Source organism: Amycolatopsis sp. SID8362, from assembly GCF_010550475.1.
Lineage (GTDB): Bacteria > Actinomycetota > Actinomycetes > Mycobacteriales > Pseudonocardiaceae > Amycolatopsis > Amycolatopsis eburnea.
In genome coordinates this window covers 1-11474 of sequence record NZ_JAAGNB010001011.1, presented here as the reverse complement: position 1 = coordinate 11474, position 11474 = coordinate 1, and the positions used below count along the sequence as shown (strand labels likewise).

Genomic DNA, 11474 nt, shown 5'->3' with positions numbered 1-11474 from the left:
CGTCGAGCTGCTCGCGGCCACGATCGGCGTCGAGCGGGTGGCTCGCGACCCGGCGGCGGCCGAACGGTTCGTGCGCTACTGCGGCGGGCTGCCGCTGGCCATCCGGATCCTCGCGGTGCGGGCGGCCCAGTTCCCCGACCTGGCGCTCGACGAGTTCGCCGGCTCGCTGGCCGACGACCTGCTCGGCTCGTTCGACCTCGCCGACGGCGAAGGGACGAACATCCGCTCGGTGCTTTCGTACTCCTACCAGGCACTGGAGCCGCAGGCGGCGCGGCTGCTGCGACTGCTCGGCCTGACCACCGGGGCCGACTTCACCGCCCCCGCGGCGGCCGCGCTCGCCGGCCTGGACCTCACGACGGCCCGCGCGGTCCTGGAGACGCTGGCGTCCGCGCACCTGCTCGCCCGGCCGCGCCCGGGCCGCTACCAGTTCCACGACCTGATCCGGGCCTACGCCGGCGAAGTCGCTTCGCAGGTCGATTCGGCTTCGCAGCGAGCCGAGGCTCTGGACCGGCTGCTGAACTGGTACCTGGCGTCGGCCCTCGACGCGTCCCGCCGCATGCGGCCGGAGCGCTACTACCGGCTGCTGGAACTCGACGACCTCGACGGCGGTCTCTCCTTCGGCTCCCACCACGAGGCCCTGGACTGGTTCGTCGAAGAGTCCGGAAATCTCATCGCCGCGGTGCACTTGGCGCGGCACCTCGGCCGCGACGACGTCTGCTGGAAGCTCGCCTGGCTGCTGCAGAGCTACTTCGTGACGCGCTCGCGGCTCGACGACTGGCGTTCGGTGTTCGCGGTGGCGCTCGAAGCGGCGCGGGCCAGTGGGCACCGCCCCGGCGAGGCGGGGATCCTCAGCGGTCTCGGCGTCGTCGACGGCGTCGCCCGGCGGTACGCGGAGTCGCGGCGCTACCTGGAGCAGGTGCTGGCGATCCAGCGCGAGCTGGGTTCGCGGGAGGGCGAGGCGCGGGCGCAGTACAACCTGGCGCTGGCGTCGCACAACCTGGACGAGTACGCCTGGGCGTACGAACACGGCAAGCAGGCCCTGGAGATCGTGCGCGAGCTGGGGATGGGCCAGTTCGAAGCGAGCGTGCTGCGCGCGCTCGGCGACGTCTGCACGTCGATGGGCGACCACGAGCAGGCCTTGCGCCTGGCGGACGCGGCGCTGGCCGTCGTCGGCCCGGACGGCCGCCCGGTCGACACCCGGTTCACCCAGCACACCCGCGGCCTCGCCCTGATCGGCCTCGGCCGGTTCGACGAGGGCATCGCGTGCATCCGCGACTCGATCGCGATGTTCTTCGAGATGGGCGAGCAGTACGAGGCCGCGGACGTCCTGGCCCAGCTGGGCACCATCTATTCGCGCTACGGCGAGGAGGCATTGGCCCGCGAGTGCTGGGTGCGGTCGGTCCGGCTGCTGACGGAACTCGGCCACCCCGACGCGGACGACGTCCGGGCCAAACTGGCGGCACTGGTCAGCGCGGGCGCCTGAAAGCCGTGCGGCGGACCGCCCGCGTGCCGACCCCCAGCGACAGCACGCAAGCCGGTCCGCCTGCCCGACGAGTCAACCGGACCCCGCTCACTGTCCACTCACTGCCCACGCATCCCGAGCAGCTCGGCGAGGCATTCGGCGTTGCGCGGAGCCTCCACTTTGACGTCGTTGTCGAAGTAGACGTGCACGTCCCGCCGCCCGCCGTCGTGCCAGGCCCGGATCTTGTCGGCCCAGGTGCGCAGGGCTTGGTCGGAGTAGCCGCTGACGTAGAGCTCCTCGTCGCCGTGCAGCCGGACGTAGCTGAAGTCCGCGGTCTGTTCTTCCAGGAACGGCCACTTGCCCGCGGTGTCGGCGACGACGAGCGCGATGTCGTGGTCCCGCAGCAGCTGCGTCGCCGCGGGCTGGGCGAAGCTGGGGTGCCGGACTTCGAGCGCGTGCTTGAGTGGTCTGTTGGGGCCGCTTTCGAGGTAGGGATCGCCTTTGAGCTTGTCGTCGTGCTTCTTGCCCAGCTCGGCGGCTTCGGTGGTGGTGCGGGGCAGGAGCGCGAAGAAGTTCGCGAGCCGGTCGGGGTCGAACGCGAGCCGCGGTGGCAGCTGCCAGAGGAACGGGCCCAGCTTCGCGCCGAGGGCGAGGACACCGGAGGCGTAGAAGTTCGCGAGCGCGGTTTCGACGTCGCGGAGCTGCTTCATGTGCGTGATGAAGCGGCCGCCTTTGACGGCGAAGAGGAAGCCCGCGGGCGTCTCGTCGAACCACGCGCGGTACCGCTCGGGTCGCTGGAGCGAGTAGAAGGAGCCGTTGATCTCGACGGCGTTCAGCTGCCGCGAGAGGTATTCGAGCTCCCGCCGTTGCGCGAGCCCGTGCGGGTAGAAAACGCCACGCCAGGGCGGATAGCGCCAACCCGACGTCCCGATCCGGATTTCGGCGATCGCCATCACCGCCTTTCCGTTCCCGCGGAAGGTGATTCCCGTTCGGCGGCGGGTCGAAACCCGGTGCCTGCCGGACTGGTGGGCCGCGGGGTGGGACAGGCGACCTGAGTTTGGGGACGGGCGTCTCAAGGGGCCTTTGAAGCGTTTGCTCATCGCACCGCCGGGGTGGGTTGGGGTCGGGTGGTTGGTTGGTCGGGTTCGGTGTCCGGGGCCGGGGCCGGGGCCGGGGCAAGCGGGCGGCTTGCTTCGCTGGCGGGGGCCTGGCGGCTTTGCCGTGCTCGCCGGACTTGCAGCTCCGCCCGCGCCACCGAGCCGCCCAGCCCGCGCTTTCCCCGCTACGCCCAGGAGAACCTCCAATGCCGAGACTGCACCAACCCCGACGCGTACTCCCGCAGATTCCCCGGCTGCCCAGCGAACGTCGGCAAGCTGAACGCCCGGTGCTCCGCCGCCACCGTCAACGCTCGGGCCTGGTTCCGAGGCGGGGCCGACACCGACAACTCGATCGCGTCGAAGCCCAGCACCACCAGCGTCGCGCCGAAGCGGTCCTCCCAGCTGCGCAGCACCGCTGACAGCTCGGCCACCTGGTCGGTGCACTTGATCATCCCCGTCCAACCCAGCAGTGCCGGGATGTCGGCCGGCCGCTCGGTCTGGACCAGGCCAAGCCGGTGCGGGGCTCGGGTCGCCAGGATCGAGCCCGTGTTGCCCGCTTCCGCCAATGGGTCCGACTTGCGGGGGCTCCGCTTCGCCAGCCCCGGGAAGCGGGCGCCGAACGGGCGGAGGCAGGCGCCGTCGCAGCAGGAGGTGTCCCACCAGCGGGACAGGGCCGCCGCCGGGTCGGCGGACGCCACCCGGTGGCCGGCCGGGGCGAGGCGGCCGCGGTCGTCGATCCAGTCCTCGCCGTTGGCCGCGAAGCGCTGGTCGTGCGGGATCAGCACCGGCCACAGCCCGGACCGCTCGAACTCGGCCACGCAGCCGAGGAAGCGTTCCGGCCGGCTCAAGGGCAGGTCGGACACCCACAGCCGGCCGTGCCACGACCCCGGTGGCAGGGTCTGGACCGGCGGCGCGGGCGTACCGGGGCGGAGCGGTGCGATCGTCATGGACGTCCCCTCGAACTTGTGTTCGGCTACTGCATCTCGAACAGTAGTTCGAGGGTCCGACAATTTCCAGCGTTTGTCCCGCTCATCCGTTCGAGTGAATCCGAAAATCCGCAGGTCAGGGGCCTGACAGGGAAGCAAGTGGCGGAAGTTGCTGCTGTGACGATTCGCTGGGCCGAAGGGGTGGCCGGGCTAGGCTGCTCCCGTGAACGAGGGGGAACTCCTGGCGTGGTGTGTGGTCGCGAACGTGCTCGCCGAGACGACGCACGGTGAAGGCGGCGAAGACGTCCAGCGCGGCCTGAAGCACTTCGCGCCGGGAGCGAAGGTGTGGGTGCTGCCGCCGCAGTGGGGCGATGGCGGGGAAAGCGTGGTCGTCCTCGGGCGGCACCGCGGCCGGGGCCGGGGGCGGCTCGCCCGGCTGGTCGTCGGGCGCCACCACCTCGAGGACTTCCGGGTGCGCGGGGTCTACAGCCCCGCCGTCCTCCGGGACCTGCGTCTGCCGCTGGACGACCGGGCGATGCGCTTGTGCGAGTCCGAGGACGAAGCCCGGCGAACGGCCGAGTGGTGGAACCGGATGCGCGCGGCCCAGTCGGGCGTGCGACGGCCGCAGGCGCGTGGCCGGCTGGTGGAGCTCCTCGCGCTGCTCGCCGAGGCGCGCTCCAACCTGCCATGGGCGGCGGCGGAGCTGGCCGGAGTGGCCGACGGCGTGCTTCGCGACGAGCGCGAAGCCGCCGCGGTCGAGCGGGTCCTGGCGCAGCTGACCACCGGCGGCACCGCCGTCACGGCGGCCGCCGAGGCGAAGGCGCTGCTCGAGAAGCCCGCTTAGAGCGGCCGGAGCAGGTCGTCGGCGTCGACGATGTGGTACGCGTACCCCTGCTCCGCCAGGAACCGCTGCCGGTGCGCCGCGTACTCCGTGTCGACCGTGTCGCGCGAGACGATCGAATAGAAGTGCGCCTGCCTGCCGTCGCCCTTGGGACGCAGCAAGCGGCCGAGGCGCTGGGCTTCCTCCTGCCGCGAGCCGAACGTGCCCGAGATCTGGATCGCCACCGACGCCTCGGGCAGGTCGATCGAGAAGTTCGCGACCTTCGACACCACGAGCGTCCGGATCTCGCCGCGGCGGAACTTGTCGAACAGCTCCTCGCGCTCCTTGTTGCGGGTCGCGCCCTGGATGACCGGCGCGTCGAGCTCGTCGCCGAGCATCTCCAGCTGGTCGAGGTACGCGCCGATCACCAGCGTCGGCTCGCCGGCGTGCTTCGCCACGATCGACTTGATCACGGGGGTCTTGGTCAGCGCCGTCGAGGCCAGCTTGTAGCGCTCGTCGGCCTCGGCCGTCGCGTACTCGAGGCGTTCGGCGTCGGTCAGCGTCACGCGGACTTCGGTGCACTCCGCCGGCGCGATCCAGCCCTGCGCCTCGATGTCGCGCCACGGCACGTCGTAGCGCTTCGGCCCGATCAGCGAGAAGACGTCGCCCTCGCGGCCGTCCTCGCGCACCAGCGTCGCGGTCAGGCCGAGGCGTCGCCGGGACTGCAGGTCGGCCGTCATCCGGAACACCGGGGCGGGCAGCAGGTGGACCTCGTCGTAGACGACCAGGCCCCAGTCGCGCGAGTCGAACAGCTCCAGGTGCTTGTACTCGCCCTTGGTCTTGCGGGTGATCACCTGGTAGGTCGCGATGGTGACCGGCCGGATCTCCTTCTTCTCGCCGGAGTACTCGCCGATCTCTTCCTCGGTCAGCGACGTCCGCGCGATCAGCTCGCGCTTCCACTGCCGGCCGGCGACCGTGTTGGTCACCAGGATCAGCGTCGTCGCCGCCGCCTTCGCCATGGCCGCCGCGCCGACCATCGTCTTGCCCGCGCCGCACGGCAGCACGACGACGCCGGAGCCGCCCGCCCAGAACGCCTCCGCGGCCTGGCGCTGGTAGTCGCGCAGCTGCCAGTCCGTTTCGTCGAGCGCGATCGGGTGCGCCTCGCCGTCGACGTACCCGGCGAGGTCCTCGGCAGGCCAGCCGACCTTCAGCAGCGCCTGCTTGAGCCGCCCGCGTTCGGACGGGTGCACGACGACGGTGTCGTCGTCGATCCGCGCCCCGAGCATCGGGCTGATCTTCTTGTTCCGGATCACCTCGGCCAGCACCGCGCGGTCGGTGGTCGACATGACCAGCCCGTGCGCCGGGTGGTTGGCGATCTGCAGCCTGCCGAACCGGCCCATCACGTCGACGACGTCGATCAGCAGCGGCTGCGGCACCGGGAAGCGCGAGTACGTCGTCAGCGCGTCGACGACCTGCTCGGCGTCGTGGCCGGCCGCGCGCGCGTTCCACAAGGCCAGCGGCGTGATCCGGTAGGTGTGCACGTGTTCCGGCGCCCGTTCGAGCTCGGCGAACGGCGCGATGGAGATCCGCGCGTCGTCGGCCTGGGGGTGGTCGACCTCCAGGAGCACGGTCTTGTCGGACTGGACGATCAGCGGGCCATCAGTCACAACTACTGTTATACGTGCCTCGCTCGCGGCCGGCGTCGATGGGACGAGGTGCCGAGGGGATCACTGGAGGGCACGTTGACCACACCACCGTCCGACGACAACCCGTTCCGGACGCCCGACTACGCGGCGCAGTACCCGCCGATGGCGCCGGTTCCGGGGCAGCCCGCCATCCCGCACTGGTTCACCGTGAAGGTGCGGATCACGCTCGCGGCCTGCGTCGTGCTGGCGCTGGCCCTCGGCTCGCTGGCCGCGCTGGGCCTCAACTCGCTCGGCGGCAGCGGCACGCCGTCGGACGGCGACTGCCTGTACCTGACGCGCGAGAGCGGCGACCGGACCGCCTACCACCGCGTCGGCTGCGGCTCCGACAGCGCGACCTACAAGGTCGACAGGGTCTACAGCGGGTCCTCGAGCTGTCCCTCCAACGGTTACGTGCGGTTCAAGACCACGACGGGCTCCGGCTCCGGGCGGACGCTCTGCCTCGCCCTGAACGTCCGCACCGGTGACTGCCTCCGCGACATCGACGACGACGTCAAGGTCACCAAGGTGAGCTGCGCCGACCCGGCGGCGACGGAACGCGTCCAGGTCCTCACCGGTTCCCGCGACCGCACCGACTGCGAAGACGCCGACGAGATCCGGGTCTACACCGGTCCGCCGATTCGCCTGGTGTGCCTGGCGCCGGCGGGCGAGAACATCTAGCCGAACCAGCGGCCCAGCTCGGCGGGGTCGACGGCGTACCCGTCCGGGCGGACCAGCAGGAGCCGGCCGCGGTACTCGGCGTCGCCGGTGCTCGCGCGCACCCGGCGCACCTGCTCGGTGAAGCCGGCCGGGACCGGGTGGTCGCCGAGGTCGAGCAGCAGGCCGCGGCCGTCCCGCAGCAACGCCGAAAGCCGCGCCGGGCCGTCCGCCGTCGTCAGGTCGAGGTCCGGGACCCGGTGCGCGCCCGGGTAGCCGAGGCCGAGGCCCGACAGCAGGCCGCTGAAGTACCGGTTGCCGTCCGGCGTGCGCATCAGGTCGACGACGATCTCGCGCAGCGCCTCGACGTTCTCGCTCCGCTCCGGCGCGGTGAACACCCGCTGGGCCGCCGTGTGCCGCAGCACGCGCCCGGCCGCCGGGTGGCGCTCGGCGTGGTAGGTGTCCAGCAGCCCGGACGGCGCCGTGCCGCGGACGGTCGCGGCCAGCTTCCAGCCGAGGTTCATCGCGTCCTGCACCCCGAGGTTGAGGCCCTGCCCGCCGAGCGGCGGGTGGATGTGCGCGGCGTCGCCGGCGAACAGCACCCGGCCGTGCCGGTAGCGCTCCAGCTGCCGCGTCGCGTCGTTGAACCGCGAAGCGCCGTACAGCTCGCCCAGGCGCGTCTCGGCGCCGTACAGGGCCGTGAGTGCTTCGGTCACTTCGGCGTCCGACACCGGCGCGTCGCGGCCGGGCTGCCGCGTGGCCGAGCCGAAGACGAACCGGTGGCCGCCGTCGCCGAGCGGGGTGAGCATCGCCCAGTAGCCGTTCGCCTGCCGGGTGACCTCGCTGAAGTGCGTGGCGCGGGCCGGGACGAGCGCGGACGCCGCGGCGAGCCGGACGTGCGCCAGCGTCGCGACGTAGGTCTCGGTGCGGCCGGGGAACGGCACGCCCAGCAGCCGCCGGACGGTGCTGTGCGCGCCGTCGCAAGCCACCAGCCAGCGGGCCCGGCGGCCATCGACCGTGACACTGTCGCCGTCGGCCTCGACGGCGGTCACGTCGTGGCCGCGTTCGACGACCGCGCCGTGCTCGACGGCGTGCTCGGCCAGCATCGCCTCGACGTCGTCCTGGGTGCGGTTGAGCACGCGGGGGTGGCGGGTCCGCCAGACGCTGTGGTCCAGCGGCACCGGGAGGCCGGCGAAGTGCCCGCTGGGGCCGTCGGTCTCGGGGCCGGCGGGATCGAGGCCGCGGAGTTCGAGCAGCTCGGCGGTCCGGGGCTGGAGCCCGACCGGCCGCGGGAGGCCGGGGCCGTCGCGGCGGTCGAGGACGGTCACCTCGACGCCGCCGATGGCGAGTTCGGCGGCGAGCGCCAGCCCGGTGGGGCCGGCTCCGGCGATCAGGACGTCGGTCATCACGCACTCCTCAAGTAGACTGAGTGCAAAAGTAGACCAAGTGCAAGTTTGAGGACAGCTATTTGGTCGTGAGGGGCACCTGCATGCGTCGTTGATGTCTTCCCGGCGCCGCGGGATGTCGTGAAAGGGTCATTCATGTCGTCTGGTGAGGTGAACGACTCGTTCATGTCGTTGCCGCACCGCTGACGTCCCGCGCGCGGAAGCTAATAACCGGACCGGTCGGGCAGCAGGGCTTGGACGTCGAGGCGGTTCGCGAGCAGGCCCGAGTTGTGCATCAGGTCGGCCACCCGCTGCAGCCGGATGCCGTTGAGCGAGGCCGGGTACGAGCCGAGGGAGATGAGCGCGGCCGTCGTCGAGTCGATGTCGGAGAACTTCGGGAGCGCGTCGCGGACCACCGCCGGGTCGGTCGCGCTCTGCTGGGCCGCGCCCAGTGCCGTCCGGAACGCCGCCAGCGTGCGGGGGTTGGCCTGCGCGAACGGCTTGGCGGAGGCGTAGCCGGACAGCGGGAAGTCGAGCGTCGAACCGCGCGCGCCGTCGGCCAGGATGTGCGCGCCCAGGTCCTTCTCGGCGCGGGTGATGTACGGCTCGACCATCAGCGCCGCGTCCGCGTCGCCTGCCTGCAGCGCCTGGGGCATCCCGTCGAACGCCACCTGCCGGAACTTGATCTTCGCCCCGTCGACGCCCGCCGTCACCAGCACCGACCGCGCGACGAGCGCGCCGATGTCGTCGAGCATGTTGACCGCGATCTCGGGCGACTTCTTCGCCGTCGGCACGGTGTAGTCGGAACCGGGCAGGGTCACCAGCGCCATCGTGTTGGGGCCGGACGTGTACGCCTCGCCCTGCAGCTGCAACGCCGAGCCGCCGGCCGCCGCGCGGAACATCGCGATGTCGGAAGCGAAGGTGACGTCGAGGTCGCCCGCGGCCACCTTGGCGAGGCCGTCGTCGGCGCCGAGTTCCACCAGCTGGACGTTCAGCCCGGACGCGCCGAACTTCCCGCTCGCCACGGCGATCCGCAGCGGGGCCGTGTCGATGGCGTTGCCCACACCGACGCGCAGGGTGCTCCGTTCCAGTGGCGGTGGGGCCGCCGGGGTGCCCGAAGAGAACACGCTGCACCCGGCGGTCGCCAGGAGCGCCGCCACCAGCGGAATCGTCCGTCCGCGTCTGATCATGAACCTTCACCTACCGCGAGAATCTGGTTCTCGTGCTGGATCGTATGGTCCGCGCCCCATACGATCGCGGGCAGGGCCGGATCGCGCCAGCGCGGCTTTCGGATCTTCACGGTGCGGGCTACCGTTCAGTAGGTTCGAGTGTTGTCAGATCCGCGGGTTCCCGCCCGCGGCGGAAAAGGAAACCAGGTGACCCGTCGCGACAAGCGTCCCCGCAAGGGCGGCGACGCGGCGGATCCGCGTCCGGCCGGTGGCCGCTGGCGGTTGCGGAACTGGCGCCTCGGCACGAAGCTCTTCGCCGTCCTGCTGATCCCGGCGCTCGCCGTGATCGCGCTCGTCGGCCTGCGGATCAGCTCGGACCTGCGTGACGCGCAGCAGCTCGCCGAGTTCGCCACCCGCGGCCGCGTCGACAGCACCGTCGCCGAAGCCGTCCACGAACTGCAGCGCGAGCGCGACCTCACCGTCCGGTTCGTCGCCCAGAACCGGCAGGGCGACACCGCCGAACTCACCGCCCAGCGCAACCGGGTCGACCAGGCCATCGGCACCTTCGAACGGACGCTCGCCGACAGCAAGCCGCGGCTCGACGCGAAGGCCGCGGACAGCCTGCAGCAGACCGACGACCGGCTGCGCGTGCTCGGCGGCCTCCGGTTTTCCGCGGAACACTCGGCGTTCCCCGCGGACGCCGTCCTGCGCTCCTACAGCGAGCTGATCTCCGGCCTGCTCGACATCAGCGACTCGGCCGCCGCCGACGTCTCCGACCCGGAGCTCGCGCGGCTGCGGCTGGCGGGCAACGCGCTGGCCCGCATCAAGGACCAGATGTCGGTCAAGCGGGCGGTGCTGGGCGAGGCGCTCGCGGTGGGCACGCTCGACCGCGACCGCACGCGCGCACTGCTCGGCGCGGAAGCCGAGCTGGCTGCCGCGCGCAACGACTACCGCACCTTCGCGACGCCCGACCAGCAGCGGATGTTCGACGACACGGTGATCGGCCTCGTCGTCGACATCGGCAACGACATGGTCGAATCCGCGCTCACCCGCACCGAAAACAACCAGAACCTCTCGGGTCTCGACCCGAACCAGTGGGACACCTCGGCGACCCACACGGTGAACCTCACCCACCAGGTGCAGCAGGCGCTGCTGGTCCAGTTGCAGGAACGCACCGACGCGCTGGCGGCGCAGGCGCGCACGGCGGCGCTCTGGGACGGCGGCGTCGTGCTCGGCGTCCTCCTCGTCGCGGGCGTGCTGTCGGTGGTCATCGCGCGGTCCCTGTTGCGCCCCTTGCGGATCCTGCGCCGGACGGCGCTCGAAGTCGCGGAGCACCGGCTGCCCGCGGCCGTGCAGAACCTGCTCACCGACCCCGAGCCCGCACCGGAGAACCTGCGGAAACGGCTCGCGGTCGCGCCCGTGCCGGTGTTCACCCGCGAAGAGGTCGGCCAGGTGGCGCGGGCGTTCGACGCGGTGCACGGCGAGGCCGTCCGGCTCGCCGGCGAACAGGCGATGCTGCGAGAGAACGTCAACGCGATGTTCGTCAACCTTTCGCAGCGGAGCCAGGACCTCGTCGAGCGGCAGCTGTCGGTGCTCGACCGGATGGAGGCCGACGAGCAGGACCCGGACACCCTCGCCGGGCTGTTCGAGCTCGACCACCTCGCCACCCGGATGCGGCGCAACAGCGAGAACCTGCTGGTGCTCTCCGGCCACGACTCCGCGCGCGAGGACGCCGGCGCCGTCTCGGCCGACGAGATCGTCGGCGCCGCGCTCTCGGAGGTCGAGCACTACCAGCGGATCGAACTCGGCCCGGCGCCGCAGATCGCGGTGCGCGGCGAAGCCGTCAACGACCTCGTGCACGTCGTTTCGGAGCTGCTGGAGAACGCCACCCGCTACTCCGGCGACGAGACGGTCACCGTGTCCAGCGCCGAAACCCACGACGGCGACTGGCAGATCGAGATCGTCGACCACGGCGCCGGCATGCCGCAGGCGGAGATCGACCGCACCAACGTGCGGCTCGCGCACCCGCCGGACGTCGACGTCGAGGTGTCGCGCCGGATGGGGCTGTTCGTGGTGGCGACCCTGGCCACCCGGCACCACATCGACGTCAAGCTGAGCGCGGGCGCGGAGTCCGGGCTGGTCGCGACGGTGCTGGTGCCGTCGGCGCTGATCGCCGAGCTGCCGCCGATGCCGGCGCCGCCCCCGCCCGCCGAGCCTGCCGCGCAACCGGAGCCCGAACTGCTGGCGCCGCTCGCCCCGCTGACGCCGCCGGAACC

Annotated in this window: 9 protein-coding genes; 4 read left to right on the top strand and 5 right to left on the bottom strand. The window is 71.9% G+C overall.

Annotated features, from left to right (window positions below):
* Window positions 1-1483, top strand: a 1483-nt coding sequence (locus G3I65_RS31770; protein WP_160699373.1) for a tetratricopeptide repeat protein, incomplete at its 5' end; no start/stop codon positions are given.
* Between the two features lie 98 nt (window positions 1484-1581).
* On the opposite strand, the gene G3I65_RS31765 is transcribed toward G3I65_RS31770, so the two are convergent.
* Both G3I65_RS31765 and G3I65_RS31760 read right to left on the bottom strand, forming a co-directional pair.
* Window positions 1582-2415 carry a DUF72 domain-containing protein gene (locus tag G3I65_RS31765; RefSeq protein WP_166640823.1) on the bottom strand — a complete coding sequence of 278 codons (834 nt, stop codon included), beginning with the start codon at window positions 2413-2415 and terminating at the stop codon, window positions 1582-1584.
* 329 nt (window positions 2416-2744) lie between these two features.
* Window positions 2745-3506 carry a DUF4253 domain-containing protein gene (locus G3I65_RS31760; protein ID WP_125308044.1) on the bottom strand — a complete coding sequence of 254 codons (762 nt, stop codon included), beginning with the start codon at window positions 3504-3506 and terminating at the stop codon, window positions 2745-2747.
* Window positions 3507-3708: 202 nt separating this feature from the next.
* On the opposite strand from G3I65_RS31760, the gene G3I65_RS31755 reads away from it, so the two are divergent.
* Window positions 3709-4329: a hypothetical protein gene (locus G3I65_RS31755; RefSeq protein ID WP_160699371.1), complete on the top strand. Its 621-nt coding sequence runs from the start codon at window positions 3709-3711 to the stop codon at window positions 4327-4329.
* Here G3I65_RS31755 and G3I65_RS31750 read toward each other — a convergent pair.
* On the bottom strand, window positions 4326-5972 hold the full coding sequence (locus G3I65_RS31750; protein WP_160699370.1) for a DNA repair helicase XPB: 1647 nt from the start codon (window positions 5970-5972) through the stop codon (window positions 4326-4328). The genes G3I65_RS31755 and G3I65_RS31750 overlap by 4 nt on opposite strands.
* A 75-nt stretch (window positions 5973-6047) precedes the next feature.
* Here G3I65_RS31750 and G3I65_RS31745 point away from each other — a divergent pair, with 75 nt between their 5' ends.
* Entirely contained in the window at window positions 6048-6668 is a 621-nt protein-coding gene (locus G3I65_RS31745) for a hypothetical protein (protein ID WP_160699369.1), read from the top strand.
* On the opposite strand, the gene G3I65_RS31740 is transcribed toward G3I65_RS31745, so the two are convergent.
* Window positions 6665-8050: an FAD-dependent monooxygenase gene (locus tag G3I65_RS31740; protein WP_160699368.1), complete on the bottom strand. Its 1386-nt coding sequence runs from the start codon at window positions 8048-8050 to the stop codon at window positions 6665-6667. The two genes, G3I65_RS31745 and G3I65_RS31740, sit on opposite strands and share 4 nt — an antisense overlap.
* 203 nt (window positions 8051-8253) lie before the next feature.
* Complete coding sequence (locus tag G3I65_RS31735; protein ID WP_160699367.1) at window positions 8254-9219, bottom strand: ABC transporter substrate-binding protein; 966 nt, start codon at window positions 9217-9219, stop codon at window positions 8254-8256.
* Between the two features lie 186 nt (window positions 9220-9405).
* Here G3I65_RS31735 and G3I65_RS31730 point away from each other — a divergent pair.
* Window positions 9406-11474, top strand: a 2069-nt coding sequence (locus G3I65_RS31730; RefSeq protein ID WP_309235830.1) for a nitrate- and nitrite sensing domain-containing protein, incomplete at its 3' end; no start/stop codon positions are given.